Raw genomic sequence first — 19403 nt, forward strand, 5'->3', positions numbered from 1 at the left:
GGCAGCTAAAAAAACAAACCAAAGCACCATCAAAATTATTAACGAAATCAAAGCGGCGTTTGAGGTGTATCAAAAACAAGAAGAGAAATAGGTGGTTGTGCCTGTTGCTTTGTTTGCCATAAATTATAGTTTGTTTGCATATCCAACCAAAATTTTGCTTTACTAAAACCAGCTAATTCTAATTTAATAGCAAGCTCGGTACTTATAGAAGCATGTCCGTTAATCACTCTTGATAAAGAAGCTCTTGTCATATGGAGATGATCAGCTAATTTTTGTATTGTTATCCCCATTTCTTCTAAGAAAGCTACTTTCAGAACTTCACTCGGATGTGCGGGGTTATGCGTCATTTTTTTCATTCCTCTCATCAATGGTAATCTTGATAATCAACAAGCTCCACATCTGTTCCTATAAAGCGAAAAGTAACACGCCAATTTCCATTCATCCATATAGAATAGTACCCTGTAAGTTCACCTTTAAGAGGGTGTATTTTAAAGGCAGGCGCTCTCAACATTTCAGGCGTAGTAGCACTTGTTAAAGCCGTTAAGATAACGCATAATTTTTTAAGTGATCTGGTCAAATAGCTTTTGTGGAACCTGTTGTATAAAATAATTTTAAGCCCTTATATTTAAAACTCACAATTGCCATTACCGCCCCTTGTCGTATATCATTGCTATACGGTTAATAACAAATAAGAGTTAAGCCCATGTTAGAAATATCTGATTCTATATCTGGAAAAATAGATAGGAATAAGTGATAAAAAGCTTCAAAAAGGTTAGGGATAGACACTCAAAAAACATAATAGAATCAATGAATTATAAAACCCTTTACTCTTGTAGTAAATCACTGATTTTAATTACCTTTTTTACACTCTTTTAGTGGTGCAAAACTATAACGATGTAATCCTATAACTGGTCCATATTTATCAAGAGCTGTACGATGCGCTAGCGTTGCATAACCTACATGCTTCTCTAAACCATACCCTTTATAAACTTGTCCTGTACATTCCATCATCCGATCACGCGTTACTTTCGCAATAATAGATGCGGCTGCAATTGAAACTGAACGCTGATCGCCCTTAATCAATGCCATTGCAGGACAGGACAACTCAGAAGGAATATCACGCCCATCAACAAGGACATAGTGGGCTGGAATGGCTAATCCTATAATACAGCGACGCATTGCTTCTAACGTTGCTTTTCTAATATTAGATTGATCAATTGTACGAGCACAAAGACTGGCGACTGAAACCGCTAATGCACTTTGCAAAATTTCATGATAAAGTCTATTTCGTTGGAAAAAAGAAAGTTTTTTTGAATCATTTAACCCATTAGGAATACGATCTCTATCCAAGATAACGGCTGCTGTTACCACAGGTCCAGCGAGAGGCCCCCGTCCTACTTCATCAACACCTGCTATATGAAAAAAACCCTGTTTTTGCAAATCCAATTCGCACGAAAAATTTGGTTGAAGCGGCAAATTAAACATCTTTGATACATCACAAATACAACAAACATACATCTATTTCTGTAGCCTGATCATTTTTTGCAAGCATTACAGTTTTAAATGGCTCTTCAAACATTCCACGAATTCTTGCACAAAAAATAAAAAAACACATTTCTTTGGTTACCCTCTTTTATTATGTATAATAAAATCATGATAAAATAAAAGCTTTTATATTTATTTATCAAATATTTCCTAAAGTCATGATAGGTTTTACAAACCAATTTGGGTACATTGATTTGATAAAAAGAGCTGCTTGTTGCGCCGTTTGTTTATTTTTAAAAATGCCAAAGCAAGTTGCTCCCGTTCCAGACATACGGGAAAAAAGAGCCCCACATTCATCTAATATAGATAACACTTCAGCTAACTGAGGTGCTATTTTTAATGCAGGAGAAAAAAGATCATTACGCGTTTCTTGTAAAACTTCAACTAATGAATCAACACTCTTTAAAGCGTCTGTATTAATTTTTAAAGAAGGATTATGACGCTTCTCTAACGCTTTAAAAACAGCTTGTGTTGAAATCTCTTGTCCATGATTAACCAATACCATTGCTAATGAACAAGCTTCTTTTAGTCGTATCATCTCTTGACCAATTCCTTTAACCAAAAGCGGCTGCTGATACTCTAATGCACAAAGGCACATGGGAACATCAGCACCAAGAACTAAGCTCATTTTTGCTAATTCTTCGTAAGAGCAATCAAGATTCCACTGCCGACGCAACATGCTGATAACCCCAGCTGCATCACCTGAGCCACCACCAATGCCTGAAGCAACAGGTAATGTTTTTACAAGCCGAAAAAAAGCAGGTTGAGCACATTCCGGAAAAGTCTTATGCATAAAGTCCCTTGCGCGAATAACCAAATTGTCTAAATGAGAAACAAGCCCTTTTGCAAACGACCCCGTCAAAACAAACTGATTATTTTCACAAGGTGCATAGTGTAGACAATCACCGCTAAGACTAAAATAAACCAAACTCTCTATTAAATGATACCCGTCAGCACGTTGCCCTACAACATGTAGAGCTAAATTCAATTTAATAGGTGTAAATAAATAGGAATGTCTTTGGAACGAAGTTTGTACATTTGATATCATATGACGTAATATTCACTTACATAGGGTTCTTTTAAAAATTTCCCCCTTTTACCCATACTTTTAGCACGAGCCCTATAAACAGCTTGGAATATTCTTAATCGTTTTCTAAAAAACAATAAATATAAAGAGTTCTCATACAAAATAAACGACATGTTCTCATTCGTATCATTTCAAGCCTTTTTTCTTCTAGTATCTGTTTTTAGATAAAAATCTCTCTGGCTTGAATGATCCTTTCCATCACAAACCATAACGCTGCCAAAGAGCTCGCTCTTCTGCTGCCATCAATGCACTATCAACGACTGTATAGACCGTATGTGCCGTCACTCCTGAAGGCGTTTTAGGTCCTAAAAAACTTTTTGGAGGCATAATAAGTCGAAGTTTTGCATCATTACCAAAGCGCTCCTTAATAACAGAACGTACATCATTCAATCCATCAACCAGACCAAGCCCAACGCTTTGTTTTCCACTCCAAAACATTCCTGTAAAGAGATTCGAATCATCTGATAATTTTTCAGCACGCCGTTCTTTAACCAAATCGATAAAAGTTTGATGCACTTCAAGTTGGAGAGATTTCAAATGCTCAATATCCGCCTTTTTTTCTGGCTGAAATGGATCTAATGTAACTTTGTTCTTTCCTGCTGTGTATACACGCCGTTCGATACCAATTTTCTTCAAAAGTTCCGGAAAACCAAAGGAAGCTGAAACCACTCCAATGGAACCAACAATTGAAGAAGGATCTGCAAAAATTTCATCCCCTGCACAAGCAATCATATAACCACCAGATGCTGCAATATCTTCAATAAACACAAGAACCTTTTTATTTTTTTCTTCTGCCAAGTCACGAATGCGCTTGAAGATAAAACGCGATTGTACAGGTGAACCACCAGGAGAATTAATAATAAGTGCAACAACCGGTGACTTTTTGTGTGCGAAAGCCTTCTCTAAAAGATTTGCACACCTACTGAGGGAAAGGGTACGAGATATAGATGCTGATGAATCCATAATTGCTCCTTGAAGGCGCACCACAGGAATTTCAAGTTTATCGGAAGAAAAACGGCGTGGAATAAAACTTTTAATAAAATCCATCAAAACAAAATCTCCTTATAAATTAAGAACAATTAAATAGGCAAGGACAACAAAAAGGAAGAACGCGATACCATCCAAAAACGCCAATCAATCCCCACATTACAACCAGAAATATAATTTCATCCAAAGTCAAACCTCCCTAACAACAAAGTGTAGACTTTAAATAATAAACTAAAAAACACAAGATACTATTAGAAAAGTTCCCACAAGCTTATATATCCATTATTAATTGCATCAACTCGGGGTGAAAAAGTATGGTCATTACCTTCATGTATAACCAATGCCGGTAAAATAGATAAAGCTGCTCTGCTTCCTCGTTTTGCGTAAAATAAAAGACGAATTGCTGCTGTCTTTGCACGTGCATGCACAGGAACGATACAAATACCACCAAAGCGCCCTTCTAAAGCACGCAAAATATCTACTAGTGATTGTGGTCGTGCAATGAGCCCTAAGTATCCACCTGGCTTGACAATCGCTGCTGCACTCCGCAACCAATTATCAAACATCGCTTCAGGCATAACATGTGCTTCAGATTTTTGTTGATCAGGTGTCTTGCGATCAGTGGGATTATTAAAAGGTGGATTCATAATCGCAAAATCAAAGCTATTATCTATCAAACCTGCTTTTATACGGGCATTCCCTTTGAAGGTAACATCTGCTTCTAGCAAACAAATTCGGCTAGCAAATTGTTTATTTTGTTTTAGCATAAGCGTTTTTTGAGCATAAGATATCATAAAAGCCGAACGTTCAACTAAGGTAACATGAACTTTCAGACAACGCGAAGCAACAGCTAACCCTGCAGCTCCAGCACCAGCACCTAAATCAACAACCTTGCCCTTTAAATCACTTGGAACCAAACTAGCTAATAACATCGCATCCATTCCAGAACGATGACCATATTTATGGGGTTGAACCAAATAAAATTTCCCGCGGTGAAAACTGTCAATTGTTTCACCACTCTGATTCGCTGCTTTATCCATTTAAAAGCCTAATGCTCACCTTTATAAACTGCATTTTTGCCATTCAGCTGCTATTTTAAATTTTTTATTATTTTATAACAATAAGATTACACTCGCTAAAGAACATTTCTTGCCAATAACATTCCAAGCTAACACTTTTAAACGACATCAAAAGCTTGAGTCAAAACCAAACCCCCTTTATGCTAATGAATAAAGTAAATTTTATATATGTCCATTGCAATACTCTAGGAGTAAACACATTGAGTGCAGCTATCAAACCAAAACAAATAAGAAATAATCAAATTTCTCTTCAACCTCTTGTCAATCTTACTCAAAAAGATATGGATTGCGTAAATCAATTTATTCTCTCTATGGCAAAATCAGAGGTTGAGATGATCCCTGAAATTTCTAACCATCTTATTTCATCAGGTGGAAAGCGATTACGCCCAATGATTACGCTCGCTTCTGCTCATATGTTCGGTTATCAAAGTGACGGGCATATAAAACTCGCAACAGCTGTTGAATTTATGCATACAGCAACATTGCTACACGATGATGTGATTGACGAAAGTAATTTACGACGTGGAAAATCTACAGCACGGATGATTTGGGGGAATCAAGCAAGTGTACTTGTTGGTGATTTCCTATTGGGCCAGGCCTTTAAAATGATGGTCGATGTCGGTTCCATAGAAGCGCTCTCTGTCCTAGCCAACGCTGCTGCAATTATTGCTGAAGGAGAAGTTATGCAACTTTCTGCCGCAAAAAATATAAAAACCAGCCCTTCAGAATATCTCAAAATCATCGATGCAAAAACAGCAGCACTTTTTTCAGCAGCCGCTGAAGTAGGACCCATTATTGCTGGCTATGGAAATAAAGAGCGTTCTTCATTACGTGAATATGGAACATCCTTAGGTTTAGCTTTCCAATTAATTGATGATGCACTTGACTATAGCGGTAGTGCTCAAAACTTAGGAAAAAATATAGGGGATGATTTTAGAGAAGGAAAAATCACAATGCCTGTTATTCTCGCATATGAGCGTGGGAATATGGTAGAAAAAGATTTCTGGAAAAAAGCGCTTGAAGATGGCAATAATAATGATGAATCCTTCGCACACGCGCAACACTTAATGGAAAAGTATGATAGTATCACAGATACAATAGAACAAGCACGCATCTATGGAAAATATGCAATTGATGCTCTTGTTCCCATGAATGAAAATCTTGCTTATAATGCTCTCGTTGAGACTGTTGAATTTTGTATTGCGCGCGTAAACTGAATTCTTTGCAAGAATCGCAGTATTTCTCAACAAAGTAATGAGATATGATCTATAAACAACACCATCAATTGATTATCTTGAAAAGGATTAGCTCCATGTGCTCTGCAACGGTATCTCGACTTTTTGCCCTCTTTATCGTGGGTATCATGCTGATGCCATCCCTCACCTACAGTAAAATAAGTGCAGCAACTCATACAAGCTCATTTACAGGTGCTTATTTAGCTGGACGGGTTGCAAATCATGAAAATAAAACAGAACTTGCTATCAATTATTTTAAACAAGCACTGGTTTATCAACCTGATAACATTGAAACACAAAAAGAGCTCCTTGAAGCTATGCTCTCGGTCGGAAACTTTAAAGAAGCTGTCCAACAAGCCCAAAAACTCAAAGAGAACGATGTTATAACTCCCTTTGTTTCCTTAACTTTGTCAGTAGAAAGTCTCATCAAAAAAGATTATAAGAATGCCAAGGCTCTTCTGAAATTAAAGGAACTTCCTACGTCCAATAATCCAATACCTGAACTCATCGGCGCTTGGATTACATTTGGATCTGGACAAAAATCTCAGGCAATCGATGATCTTAAAAAACTCAAAGGTCCTGTCTGGTATGATCTTTTTATATCTTATCATCTAGCACTTATGAGCGACCTTGCAGAACGGCCAAAGGATGCAAAAAAATATTTCATTAAAGCACTGAGTAACAAACAGGGAACTCTTATCGCTCCTAATACTTATGAGCGTATTATCATAGCCTATGCCTCATTCCAATTGCGCCATAATATGCGCAACCAAGCTCTTCAAACAATCCAGCATGGCGAACAAATGTTGTCAGGTCGAGAAGTCCTTAAAAACTTTCAAGAAAAAATTGAAAAAAATTCTTTCTTAGAGAGAGTTATTAAAACACCTCAACAAGGAGCAGCCGAGGTATTATATAATTTTGGAACAGCCCTCAACTACAAAAACTCAGGGCGAATTGCACGTATTTTTAAGCAATTATCTTTCGCCTTATACCCTCAAAATGACGCAACACTGTTTCAGCTCGCACACATTTCTGCTAAATTGAACGATCCACATCAAGCAATTAAACTTTATCGCGCTTTATCCCCTAAATCTCCTTATTATAAAGATGGACAACTTCATCTTGCATTCCTTCTTGCCAATAACAACAATTACAAAGAAGCAATAAAATTACTCACATTGTTAAATAAAAAATTTCCCAATGATCGTAATATTTTGATAACGCTCGTTGCTTTTTATATGCAGGACAATAAATTTCTTGAGGCCATTAAAACTCTAGACTACGCTATTACAAAGATAAAAAACTTTCAGCAGGACGATTGGAAACTCTTTTATCAGCGTGGTATTGCTTTTGAACGTTTAAAGCAATGGCCAAAAGCAGAACTTGACTTGCGAAAATCACTTGAATTTTTCCCAAATCAACCGCAGGTTCTTAATTATTTAGCCTATTCCCTTGTGGAACGTGGTGAGAAGCTTGAAGAATCGCTCCGTATGCTACAAAAAGCCTCTGCTTTACAAGCTCACAACAGTCATATTCTCGATTCTTTAGGGTGGGCTTATTATAAACTAAAAGAATATAATAAAGCAGTGCAAATATTAGAAAATGCTGTCAGATTACAACCTGAGGACCCAACACTAAATGATCATTTAGGGGATGCCTATTGGAAAGTTGGGCGTAAACGTGAAGCAATCTTTCAATGGAACCACGCAATTGACGGAAAACCAGAAAATTCTGAACAAATTCAAGAAAAGTTGAAATTTGGTTTGCAATAAACGATGCTTAACCATAAACCACATGAAATAATAAATAGAGAAACTAAAATTACTTTGTTTTTTGTTTAGTTCAATATAAAGAGTATAAAGCGTGAAACTGCCTGAACATCTTAACCCCAAACGTTCTTTTCAGGGACTAATATTAACTTTGCAAAATTATTGGGCACACTATGGGTGTGCAATTTTGCAACCTTACGATATGGAAGTCGGAGCTGGGACTTTTCATCCAGCAACAACATTACGCTCTCTAGGACCACGCCCTTGGAAAGTTGCTTATGTCCAACCCTCTCGACGTCCAACAGATGGCCGATATGGTAAGAATCCAAATCGTTTACAACACTATTATCAATTCCAAGTGCTTCTCAAACCCTCTCCGCTCAATCTACAAGAACTTTATATAAAGTCGCTACAAGCTATCGGGCTTGATACAAAACTGCATGATATTCGCTTTGTTGAAGATGATTGGGAAAGTCCCACTCTTGGTGCTTGGGGGCTTGGATGGGAATGTTGGTGCGATGGAATGGAAGTCTCTCAATTTACTTATTTTCAACAAGTGTGCGGCATTGAATGCGCTCCAGTTTCAGGGGAACTCACATACGGTCTTGAGCGTCTAGCGATGTATATCCAAGGGGTTGATAACGTCTATGACCTTAACTTTAATGGTTTCGAGGGAGAAAACAAAATAAGTTATAGAGATATTTTTTTACAGGCAGAACAGGAATACTCATATTATAACTTCGAATTTGCTGATACAAAACTGCTCCATCAGCACTTTATCGATGCAGAACGCGAATGCAGCGCACTTCTTGATGCTGGAAAACCAAATAAAGAAAATGTATTCCATCGCTGTGTTTTTCCTGCCTATGATCAATGTATTAAAGCGAGCCATATCTTTAATCTTTTGCAAGCACGTGGCGTTATTTCTGTAACCGAACGACAAAATTACATTCTTCGCGTTCGTAATCTCGCGCGCCGTTGTGGGGAAGCCTTCTTACTCACAGAAGCTGGACAAATATATACTGGAGAAGCCTAATGTCTGATCTTCTTCTTGAACTTTTCAGTGAAGAAATCCCCGCACGTATGCAACGAAAAGCTGCTGCTGATCTTAAGAAATCTGTTACAGATCAACTTGTGAATGCTGGATTGATCTATGAAGCTGCTCGTGAATATTGGACACCTCGTCGGCTAACATTGGACATACGCGGACTTTCCACACGCTCCAAAGATGTCCATGAAGAACGCAAAGGTCCCAGTATAAAATCACCACAGCATGTAATTGATGGTTTTCTACGTGCAACAGGATTAAATGATGTTTCTGAAGCGCATATTGGACATGATGATAAAAAAGGTCATTTTTATATTGCTAAAATTGTTAAAAAAGGTCGAGCTGCAGAAGAAATTATTGCCGATATTTTACCGGATATTATCCGCAACTTTCCGTGGCCGAAATCTATGCGTTGGGGAAAAGATTCAGCACAAAGTGGTACTTTGAAGTGGATTAGACCTTTACAAAACATTCTTTGCATCTTCGGACCAGAAATTGGTGAAACACATGTTATTCCGTTTACAATTGGTTCTCTTAAAAGCAATAATTTAACTTATGGTCATCGTTTCTTAAGTGATGGAGAGCCATTTCAAGTGCGCCGCTTTGATGACTATGTTACTCAACTTGAAACCCATAAAGTCATTCTGGATGCCGAAAGACGAAAGAATATTATTTTAGCTGATGCCCAAAATCTCTGCTTTGCAAACGGTTTAGAACTGGTTCAAGATAATCCCCTCCTAGAAGAAGTTGCTGGTCTTGTTGAATGGCCTGTTATCCTGATGGGTGATTTTGACAAATCATTCCTTGATATTCCTCCAGAAATTATTCGCTTGACTATTCGAGCCAATCAAAAATGTTTTGTCACCCGCAAACAAGGAGAAAAAGTAAAACTTTCTCATCATTTTATTCTCGTTTCTAATATTCTTGCAAATGATGAAGGCAAAGAAATTTCGAAAGGAAATAGTAAGGTTGTCCGTGCCCGTCTTTCTGATGCACTTCATTTTTGGCAAACCGATCAGCATGATTTGCCTGATCTTCAACAATTGGAATCTTCTATAAAAAAATTTGAGCTTGATATAAAAAAACCTCTCGATCAAAGAATGGCGCGACTTGATCATTTGAATGTAACCTTTCATGCTAAATTAGGTACACAAGGTAAAAGAGTAGAACGCATTGCTACACTCGCACAAGAAATTGCCCCTTTGATACAAACAGATCCTCTTTTAGCAAAACGTGCAGCCATCCTTGCAAAAGCTGATTTGCAAACAGAAATTGTCGGAGAATTTCCTGAACTACAAGGTGTTATGGGGCAAAAATACGCCCTTCTTCAAGGGGAAGATCCTCGCGTAGCTGTAGCAATCGAAGACCATTATAAACCTCAAGGACCAACAGATCGTCTTCCACAAGAACCACTTGCTATAACCGTTATGCTCGCCGACAAAATTGACATGCTCGTTGGCTTTTGGCTCATTAATGAAAAACCAACGGGCTCAAAAGATCCCTATGCGTTAAGACGAGCAGCATTGGGAATTATTAGGCTTGTACTTTCGCGAGATTGGAAAATCAATCTTATGCCGCTGTTCCAGTTAGCAACGAATCTTTTCTTACAACAAAAAAATAAATATGAAATCTCTCAAAGAGAAAATTCACAATTGCAGAATCTGCTTCCAGAAAAAACAGAATATATTTTATCAGATCTGTTATTCTTTTTTCATGACCGTTTGAAAATCTATCTAAAAGAGGAAGGCGCTCGTTACGATGCCCTTGAAGCCGTTTTAAATAAAGATTCTGATGATTTTTTATTGGTTGCACGTCGTGTCGAATCGCTTATCGCTTTCATCAATACCCACGATGGAATGAACTTTGTAGCCTCTGTAAAACGTACTGCCAATATTCTTGAAAATGAATTTCAAAAAAGCACAACAATAGCGAATGAAATTAATCCTGAGCTCTTTGTCGAGAAAGAAGAAAAGCAGCTCTATCATGCAATCTGTGAAGTAGAAAGAAAGGTTCTTGCTCCCATCAATGCAACAAATTTATCATTTGCACTCAGTGTGCTAGCGCCACTTGGAAAATTGATTGATATATTTTTTGAAAAAGTATTGGTGAATGATAAAAAAACTGATGTTCGTGCTAACCGTCTTGCTCTTCTCAAACGCACTCACATTGTTACACAATCGGTTGCAGACTTCTCAAAACTTGTCATTTAAAATCAAAATACCCTATTAACTGATAAAAACAATGAAGATAATTTTTTCTTTTTTATGACTTTTATTAATTAATATTGAGAAAATTATGCAACCAAAGAGACTGTTCTTTATCTCTCAAATATCATTAATTAAGATATGTTTTCATTTTGATAAATGATTCTTTCTCAAGAGACTCTTTGATAAGTTCATCTGCCTTGTTAGAATCTATTTCCCTTGCAATAAGGGTACCTGCTGTAGAAATTGCCAAATCAATCGCCGATGAAGAAACCATGCGTATTGCATCCGCTTCTGCTTGGGCAATTTTTTGTTCTGCCAATTTATTGCGGTTTTTTACATATTCTTCTGCTTTTGCACGGGCCTCAGCAATAACGGATTCAACTTCATGCTTTGCTGCTGCAATAATTTCTTGCGCATCTTTTTCTGCTTCTGCATGTTTGCGTTGATATTCAGCCAATATTTCCTGTGCCTCTTCACGAAGACGCAGAGCCTCATCCAGTTCATCTTTGATACGTTTCGCGCGCGCATCAAGATGGTGTATAACCCTCTGTGGAATTTGGAAATAGACTAAAAGAGCCAAAAAAAGAACTAACCCAACAAATGCCCAAAAAGTATCAGTCATCTTTGTCTTCCTCAATAATCCGCAGTTTTAACAACTGAACGAACAGCCTCTTTGCTGATATCAACGTCAATCAATTTTTTCACAATTTCAAGAGCTACTTCTTCAGCGATAGAACCAACATTTTGCATCGCTTTATCCCGAATTTTTGCTATCTGTTTTTCAGCATCTGCGAGTTTTTTCTCTAAACTCTCTTCAATTTCTTTCCGTTCAAGCTCTGCCTTTTCTTTTAATTCTTCACTAGCTACCTGCGCTATAGCCTGCGCGTTCAAACGCGCTTCTGCTAATTTCCGCTCATAAGTTTCAACAACAATGTCTGCTTCTTGCTTCATGCGCATTGCCTGATCTAAATCAGATGCGATTCGATCTCGCCGTGTTTCAATAACACCGCCAATACGTGGTACAATTACACGGGAGATAAAAAGATAAAACAGTCCGAAAGAAATTGCCAACCAGAAAAAATGCGAACCAAAATGCACAAAATCAAAAGGCGGAAACACACGATTTGCATGCTCTGCCACCTTTTTAATATGTTCTATCGACGTTTCAGTGTTCTGTGCATAAGCGCTTGAAACAAACATCTTCTTTCATCCTTTAAATAGCTTATTAAAGCCCTCTATAACCGATGATAACTGACAAACATCTCTCTGGCATCTCTCTGGTTAAGAGCCTAAAAGGGTAAATCTTTCCTCATGCAAGAACAGATATACCCTTTTGATAATGATTAAACCCCAAAAAGAAGTAATAAAGCAATGAGCAATGAAAAAATTCCCAAAGCTTCTGTTACAGCAAAACCAAAGACGAGACGTCCAAACTGACTATCTGCTGCTGATGGATTTCGTAATGCACCAGAAAGATAGCTACCAAAAATATTACCAAGTCCTAAAGCTGTTCCAGCCATACCAAAGCAAGCAAGACCAGCGCCAATATATTTTGCTGCAAGCACCATTTCCATGTTATTCTCCTTTAAAGCGAAATTGCATTATTCGACGGAAAACCGCCAGTTCTATTAATGTCCTGGATGAATTGCATCATTAAGATACATACAAGTTAAAACCGTAAAGACGTAAGCCTGAAGAAATGCGACCAAAAACTCAAGAGCAGTAATTGCTACAGTCATAATAAGCGGTAAAATCGAACCACCCACACCTACAATTCCTACCCCAATCATTGAAACAACAAACCCAGAAAACACTTTAAGCGTAATATGACCAGCAAGCATATTCGCAAAAAGACGAAGAGAAAGACTAATTGGACGGGAGAGAAAAGAAATAACCTCAATCATTGTCACCAGAGGTAAAACCACAACAGGAACTCCACTGGGAACGAACAGTTTCAAAAAACTGACCCCATGCTTATAAAAGCCATAACCAATCACCGTCAAAATTACCACCATTGCTAACGAAAACGTGATCATGATTTGAGACGTAACCGTATAAAAATAAGGAAAGAGACCAATAAAGTTAGCAACCAAAATAAAAGTAAACAGAGAAAAAACTAAAGGAAAAAACTGCATTCCCTGCACACCAGATGATTCCCGCAGAGTCGATGCTACAAATTCATATGCCATTTCCGAAAGAGACTGCATCCGCGTTGGAACCAATCCACGACTCGATGATGAAATAAAGAGAAAAATAGAAGTTACAACAACCGTGAGAACTGTAAACAATGATACATTTGTAAACGATAAATCCATATTTCCTATGGAAATCTTAATCAGCCTTAAAACCTCAAACTGATGAATAGGATCTGGAGCGTGCGCTGTCACTTCAACCTCATTTATCGGACCTCTCATTGGCCCCTTTATTTTGTTTATCTTGGCGCAATACGCCTTTTTTTCCTAATTGACTGGAGGAAACATACCCCACAGACCGAAGAATACTCAATACACCAGCAGCAAATCCAAAGAAGAGAAAAAATACCAATCCCCAAGGCCATGAACCTGCTAACTTATCAAACCCCAACCCCAAAACAATACCAACTATAATACTTGCCAGAAACTCACTGGAAAGCTTAATTGCACCTGCCATCCTTCCTTGTGATTTTTCCCGCTTATTCCTATGCTCCCGCTTCTTTAATGCTTGCTTGCGCACTAAAGCTACGCTTAAGTTCCTACTACGACATTCCAAATCCTCTGAATGAAGACACTCTCCTTGCTTTTCCTCTTCAGCCTCCTTACGGCTCATAACGGGTTTCTCGCCCATCGCCATCATTGGCTCCTTAATTAAAAAGCAACGTAAGAATACATTTCATAAAACCGTGTGCATCATATTGTTCCCGAATTTATTCGTCAAGATACTAAAAGAAATCTATCACAAGTTATCGTATAAATTTTATTGCAGAAATAACGTATTTTTCAATTTACATGCTTTCTTAAAAAGATATTCCAAGCACCTAAACCGATTTCACGACAGCACCCGTGAATGTATAACGAAAAGTTCACGTGAATAATATAAAACTCATAGAACAACCATTTTTACACTTAACAAAAGGTGTAAACCAATACCATCTTATTTTCCGACTCCCAATGTTATATCAGTCCTAGTTTTGAAAGAGAACATAGAAAGCTAAAAACAGTATGAGAGCGTTGGTTTTCTCCTTTTATTCGAATAAACTTGCACTTTTTATTTTATGAAAATGAAATAATCAATGGTTTCTATATGATCCTATTCGCAAAGTATTTTACATCCGCCATTACAGGCCTCATCACGAAATGAGCTTGAGGGTATTAAGAGAAGGTCCTTTAAATACAAGATATTAATAAATCCAAAATTTCAAATAGATTAAGCCAATAGAACACAATAAAATTTAAATACGATTACCATACTACTTTATACAATTTTAATCCACTTTTATGAATTTCGCTCTTTACAATTGAATATCCGTAGATTCAGCAAATATTTTTGCTTTTTATTCAGACAAACTATCGTAAGCAAAAGCGCTTATTCATAAGCTTTATTTTTATGAAACGATAATCTAATGCTGCTTTTCAAACAAGCATCATAATTACATTCCCCTACCCTCATATTGCATCTATTCTTGCACTTTAATGACCCATTAAGAGGATTATGTACTCTTTCTTAAATACTCCCTATTAAACTCTTCTCATGAAATGATTATCAATAAAATTAAAACTTTAGCAAATAAAACTTTTTCTTTTATGAAAAGAAAGATCATTGAAAAAACTTATTTTTAAGATTCTTAAGTATAGATTTCATTCACTTAAAAAATTAAAGAGTTATCATTTCTTCTTAGAACGTGTCGCAAAAGGATTATCAGAGGCTCGTAATGATATGCGAATGGGTATACCAGACATATCAAATGTTTCACGTAACCCATTGACAAGATAACGCAAATACGACTGAGGCATACTTTTGGGGCGCGAGCAGGAAATCATAAATCCAGGAGGACGTGTCTTAACCTGTGTGATGTATTTAACCTTAAGTCGACGTCCAGAAACCGCAGGAGGTGGATGATGTGCCACAACAGTTCCAAGCCATTGGTTCAATTTAGCCGTCGAAATGCGACGATTCCATACACGGTGCATCATCATGACATTTTCCATCAGTTTATCAATCCCTTGACCATATTGTCCTGATAAAGGAATAGCTCTCAAACCACGAACTTGAGGAAGAAATCGCGCACATTTTTCATGCAAATCAATCAATGTGGTCTGACTGTTTTCAATAAGGTCCCACTTATTGAAAGCAATAACTGGAACACGCCCTTCACGAATCACAAGATCAGCAATTTGTAAATCCTGCTTTTCAAAAGGTATCGTTGCATCAAAAACAATGACCACCACTTCTGCAAAACGAATAGCACGCAAAGTATCTGCAACAGATAGTTTTTCTAATTTTTCTTGAATTCTCGACTTTCGACGTAAACCTGCAGTATCAAAAAGTTTAATATGACGACCACGCCATTCCCAATCTACAGAAATAGAATCACGCGTGAGTCCTGCTTCTGGTCCTGTTAACAATCGCTCTTGTTTCAACATACTATTGATAAGAGTGGATTTTCCTGTATTGGGACGCCCCGCAATTGCAATCCTAATGGGCTTACTTTCATCGTAAATAAGCTCTTCTTCTTCCAAATCCTTTACATCATCACCAACAGATGCAGGTTGTATCATTCTATCTTCTTCTTTGTTGTTGCCAAAAACATGCTCTGACCCAACAGCATCTATAATTGCATCACGCAGATCACTAAGTCCCAAACCATGTTCAGCCGATATTGGGCATGGCTCTCCCAAACCTAATGACCACGCCTCATACTCTCCTCCTGTTGCCGCTCTTGACTCAGACTTATTGGCAACAAGCACAATTGGCTTTCCTGATTTGCGAACCAATGAAGAAAAATTTAAATCACTTGGTGTTATTCCGCTCTTTGCATCAAATACAAATAAAATAAGATCCGCTTCATCAATTGCAACTTTTGTATGAGAACGCATACGCCCCTCAAGTGTATGATCACCTGCTTCTTCCAGCCCAGCCGTATCAATCACATCAAAACGTAGATCTTGAAGTTTTGCCGCATGAATACGCCGATCACGTGTTACACCAGGCTTATCATCAACCAAAGCCAATTTTTGCCCAACCAAACGATTAAATAGTGTTGACTTCCCAACATTGGGACGACCAACGATAGCAATGGTAAGGCTCATCGATTTATTCCTTATTTGCCTTGCCCTCAGCTTGTATAAGCTCAAGCATCATTCGAGCCCGATCTGTTATTTTTAAACCCAAAGAACCTTCTTCAGAAATTTTCTTAAAATAATAAACCGCCTCATCCATTTTATCCGCCTTATAAGCAGCTAAGCCTAAAGCTTCTCTTGCAGACATACGCATAGGATCGGTATCACTTGCCATATCTTTGATGCGCTTTTCAACATCAGCTAATGTCCCTGTATCAACCAGAATATAAGCCGCCCGAATTTTTGCAACTTTCTGCAAAATCTGCGGTGCTTTCTCATCCGCTGCAACAGAATCAAAGATCTCCACTGACTTAATAATATCACCTTTCTCCATGAGTAAAGAAGCCTCACGTAAACGAGCAAGAAAAGGATACCCCCCAAAATGAGAGGTTTTAACAGTTTCTAATTGCTTTATCGCTTTATCAAAATCACGTGTATCCGCAAGATCAAGACTCTTTACAAATGCATCACCAATATAACCAGCTTTCTTTATTTGTGTATGATGATAAACTTGATAAGCAACTATCATGAATATAAAAAGAACAGCCGCTCCAATAATTGAAAAACCATACCGTCTCCAAAAAGCAAGCGCCTTTTCCTGACGAAATTCTGCATTCACTTCAGCAATAAAACTATCATACGACATATATCATACCTTGAAAAAAGTTACTTCAGCTGTGCTTTTACGCATAAATGGATAAAGATGGTAGCCCTAATTAACTAAAAATCTTTAAATTGCTCGTTTATTTATTTTAAATCAACATGTAGCCAATTCAATCAGATTTTTGCAACAGTCTTAATCGAAAATGATGTAAGCACCCTGTTTGTTCACATTACAGCTTTTACATATTATGAAAAATTCACTGCCTTAATATTTATCATGATTGCCTATCATCTCAAGCGAACTTTCTCTCCATTATATAGAGGAATAATCTTTTAAAGTCTTCAACCGCAATCGTTGGTTGTATTGGATTATACAATTATAATAGAAAAACCAATTCTTGAAAAAACTTGAATAAACAGTAAATTTCCATGAATATCTACTAAAACCAAATAGATAAATTTTTATCTGTATCAAAAATACCGAAGCGCCATGATTACAGTGTGGTATAATTCCAAATCTTCAGTTAAAGCTCTTTATATAAAGTATATCCCTTCAACTTATCTTCATACGATTAACAACCTTTTATAATTGATTCTTAAAGTTTCTAAAAATATCCTATTGTAAAGGCCAAACCCACATAAGCATTGGAACAGCAATAATAACGATCAACACCGCCAATGGAGCACCTAAACGTGGATAATCACTAAAACGATATCCTCCTGGCGCCATCACGAGCATATTACTTTGATGTCCAATAGGTGTAAGAAACTCACAGCCCGCACCAATTGCAACAGCCATCAAAAAAGCTTCAGGCTTATAATGAAGGGAATGAGCAAAACTTGACGCAATTGGTGCTACCATCATCACTGTTGCTGCATTATTCAAAAATGGCGTAACCAACATAGCTGTCACCAACATAAGCGCTAAAGCACCGGATGGCGGGAAAAATATTGCCAATTGGCTCAGCCATTGACCAATGAGATCCGTACATCCTGTTTTCTCTAACGCTTCACTCACTGGAATAAGAGCCGCTAATAGCACTAATATTGAGCCATCTAATGCCTGATACAGATCACGCGCGGGCAAAACACGAAAGATCACCATTGCAGCAGCAGCAGAAAAGAAAGAAAAAGCAACTGGAACAATATGAAAAGCTGTAAAAATAATTGCTATAAATAAAACAGCTAAAGAGATGAAACCATGTCGTAAATTTCCAAACACAATATTTCGTTTTGCTAGGGGCAAGCATTTCAATTCTCTTAATAAATTTGGAATAACTGCATCCTGTCCTTGCAAAACAATCACATCTCCAAGATGGAAAATAATATCATCAAGTCTTCCCCGCACCCTTTCATGTTGACGACTTAACGCAAGCAAATTTACATTATAGCGATCAAATAAGGAAAACTCTTTCGCACTAATACCGATAAGAGGTGAATTATGGGTAATGACTGCTTCAATAATATCAATATCACTGTCCTTATCACCTGCAACAATAGTTCGCCCCTTAGAAAACTCTAAACGAGCAGAATTCATCACGCTATCTAACCCTGTATGTGATCCTTCCAGCAAAATAATATCATTTTCAGACAAAACAAAATCTGGTAATGGTGAAATAGATACTTTGTTTCTGATGATTTGAATCACCATAACATCACCACTTGATGGCTTAACCAAATCAACAATATTTTTTCCCACAATCGGTGAATTTATTGGAATATGTACTTCTGCAACATAATTACGAATATCAATGGCATCATCAAATGATACACCAGAACGCACACGCACAGGCAAAAGCCAATAAAAACAGACCAAATATACAACACCAGCCGTCGCAACAACCGCACCAACTGGTGTAAAATCAAACATAGTAAAAGGTGTTCCTACTAAACGTTCTTGCATCGCTGAAATAACAACATTGGGAGATGTTCCTATCTGTGTCATAAGCCCCCCCAACAAAGAACCAAAGGCCATGGGCATCAAAAAGACAGAAGGAGAAACCTGAGAACGACGTGCAAACTGAAAAGCTATCGGAAGCATAATCGCCAAAGCACCAATGTTTTTAACAAACATTGATAATACGACAACAGAAAGAACCAAAAACGCTAATTGAAGACGCACCGATTTCACGTCTGGCCATATCCGTTGAATAATAAATTCCATTATACCAGAGCGAGATACAGCCGTACTGACAACAAACACACTCCCCACGATAATAACGATATCATTACTAAAACCGCTAAAAGCTTCCTTCGGACTGACAAGACCAAGGGCACAAGCTATTAATAAAGTACAAATAGCAACAAGATCATAACGAAATCGATCCCAAATAAAAACAACCATCATGAGACCAATGATCGAAAAAGCCATTATTTGATTTTCTGTCATAACACTTACCTCTCCCCATTAAATTATAATGAACAAGAACATATTTTTTATGTTTTAAATATTCCTATAAACAGCAGCAAGATAAAAGCAGACATCGAAATATTTTAGGATAATTTTAAAGTGATAAAAAATTATGATG

The 19403-nt window shown here is 37.4% G+C and carries 17 protein-coding genes and 1 pseudogene; 4 read left to right on the plus strand and 14 right to left on the minus strand.

Features of this window, described 5'->3' with window-relative positions; genetic code table 11:
* Positions 1–47 precede the first annotated feature (47 nt).
* The 6 genes and pseudogenes from ACFIMM_RS04270 to ACFIMM_RS04295 all read right to left on the minus strand — a co-directional run bounded on the left by ACFIMM_RS04270 (position 48) and on the right by ACFIMM_RS04295 (position 4659).
* The gene (locus ACFIMM_RS04270; protein WP_375629753.1) at positions 48–347 is read right to left on the minus strand and encodes a HigA family addiction module antitoxin; all 300 of its coding nucleotides are present in this window, start codon (positions 345–347) and stop codon (positions 48–50) included.
* Between the two features lie 17 nt (positions 348–364).
* Positions 365–645, minus strand: a pseudogene (locus tag ACFIMM_RS04275) (type II toxin-antitoxin system RelE/ParE family toxin).
* 204 nt (positions 646–849) lie between these two features.
* The gene (locus ACFIMM_RS04280) at positions 850–1485 is read right to left on the minus strand and encodes a ribonuclease HII (protein WP_375629754.1); all 636 of its coding nucleotides are present in this window, start codon (positions 1483–1485) and stop codon (positions 850–852) included.
* Between the two features lie 199 nt (positions 1486–1684).
* Entirely contained in the window at positions 1685–2593 is a 909-nt protein-coding gene (locus ACFIMM_RS04285) for a 4-(cytidine 5'-diphospho)-2-C-methyl-D-erythritol kinase (protein ID WP_375629755.1), read from the minus strand.
* A gap of 237 nt (positions 2594–2830) precedes the next feature.
* Positions 2831–3679: a S49 family peptidase gene (locus tag ACFIMM_RS04290; RefSeq protein WP_375612095.1), complete on the minus strand. Its 849-nt coding sequence runs from the start codon at positions 3677–3679 to the stop codon at positions 2831–2833.
* 191 nt (positions 3680–3870) lie between these two features.
* Positions 3871–4659, minus strand: coding sequence for a tRNA1(Val) (adenine(37)-N6)-methyltransferase (locus ACFIMM_RS04295; protein ID WP_375629758.1), 789 nt, complete (start codon positions 4657–4659; stop codon positions 3871–3873).
* A 179-nt stretch (positions 4660–4838) separates the two neighbouring features.
* Between ACFIMM_RS04295 and ACFIMM_RS04300 the strand changes: the two genes are divergently transcribed.
* The 4 genes from ACFIMM_RS04300 (at position 4839) to glyS (ending at position 10960) form a co-directional block, all read left to right on the plus strand.
* The gene (locus tag ACFIMM_RS04300; RefSeq protein WP_375629760.1) at positions 4839–5915 is read left to right on the plus strand and encodes a polyprenyl synthetase family protein; all 1077 of its coding nucleotides are present in this window, start codon (positions 4839–4841) and stop codon (positions 5913–5915) included.
* Positions 5916–6010: 95 nt separating this feature from the next.
* Complete coding sequence (locus ACFIMM_RS04305) at positions 6011–7705, plus strand: tetratricopeptide repeat protein (RefSeq protein ID WP_375612092.1); 1695 nt, start codon at positions 6011–6013, stop codon at positions 7703–7705.
* Positions 7706–7796: 91 nt separating this feature from the next.
* Positions 7797–8738, plus strand: a complete 942-nt coding sequence (locus tag ACFIMM_RS04310) for a glycine--tRNA ligase subunit alpha (RefSeq protein WP_375682559.1) — start codon at positions 7797–7799, stop codon at positions 8736–8738.
* A complete protein-coding gene (glyS, locus tag ACFIMM_RS04315) occupies positions 8738–10960 on the plus strand; it encodes a glycine--tRNA ligase subunit beta (RefSeq protein WP_375638042.1) in 2223 nt (740 codons plus the stop codon). The genes ACFIMM_RS04310 and glyS overlap by 1 nt, the downstream gene beginning before the upstream one ends.
* 124 nt (positions 10961–11084) lie before the next feature.
* Here glyS and ACFIMM_RS04320 read toward each other — a convergent pair whose 3' ends face one another.
* The 8 genes from ACFIMM_RS04320 to ACFIMM_RS04355 all read right to left on the minus strand — a co-directional run bounded on the left by ACFIMM_RS04320 (position 11085) and on the right by ACFIMM_RS04355 (position 19264).
* On the minus strand, positions 11085–11579 hold the full coding sequence (locus tag ACFIMM_RS04320) for a F0F1 ATP synthase subunit B (protein ID WP_375638039.1): 495 nt from the start codon (positions 11577–11579) through the stop codon (positions 11085–11087).
* 11 nt (positions 11580–11590) lie between these two features.
* Positions 11591–12157 carry a F0F1 ATP synthase subunit B gene (locus tag ACFIMM_RS04325; RefSeq protein WP_273790398.1) on the minus strand — a complete coding sequence of 189 codons (567 nt, stop codon included), beginning with the start codon at positions 12155–12157 and terminating at the stop codon, positions 11591–11593.
* A 143-nt stretch (positions 12158–12300) separates the two neighbouring features.
* On the minus strand, positions 12301–12531 hold the full coding sequence (locus ACFIMM_RS04330; protein ID WP_005773968.1) for a F0F1 ATP synthase subunit C: 231 nt from the start codon (positions 12529–12531) through the stop codon (positions 12301–12303).
* 54 nt (positions 12532–12585) lie between these two features.
* A complete protein-coding gene (locus ACFIMM_RS04335) occupies positions 12586–13344 on the minus strand; it encodes a F0F1 ATP synthase subunit A (protein ID WP_375612111.1) in 759 nt (252 codons plus the stop codon).
* A 7-nt stretch (positions 13345–13351) separates the two neighbouring features.
* On the minus strand, positions 13352–13786 hold the full coding sequence (locus ACFIMM_RS04340; RefSeq protein WP_375612110.1) for an AtpZ/AtpI family protein: 435 nt from the start codon (positions 13784–13786) through the stop codon (positions 13352–13354).
* A gap of 1031 nt (positions 13787–14817) precedes the next feature.
* A complete protein-coding gene (gene der, locus ACFIMM_RS04345; RefSeq protein ID WP_375682558.1) occupies positions 14818–16242 on the minus strand; it encodes a ribosome biogenesis GTPase Der in 1425 nt (474 codons plus the stop codon).
* A 4-nt stretch (positions 16243–16246) separates the two neighbouring features.
* Positions 16247–16918, minus strand: coding sequence for a tetratricopeptide repeat protein (locus tag ACFIMM_RS04350; RefSeq protein ID WP_375612087.1), 672 nt, complete (start codon positions 16916–16918; stop codon positions 16247–16249).
* Between the two features lie 573 nt (positions 16919–17491).
* Positions 17492–19264, minus strand: a complete 1773-nt coding sequence (locus tag ACFIMM_RS04355) for an SLC13 family permease (RefSeq protein ID WP_375682557.1) — start codon at positions 19262–19264, stop codon at positions 17492–17494.
* Between the last annotated feature and the right edge of the window lie 139 nt (positions 19265–19403).

Origin of the sequence: Bartonella sp. AP258QHHD, from assembly GCF_042196145.1 — a bacterium.
In the GTDB taxonomy this organism is placed as follows: domain Bacteria; phylum Pseudomonadota; class Alphaproteobacteria; order Rhizobiales; family Rhizobiaceae; genus Bartonella.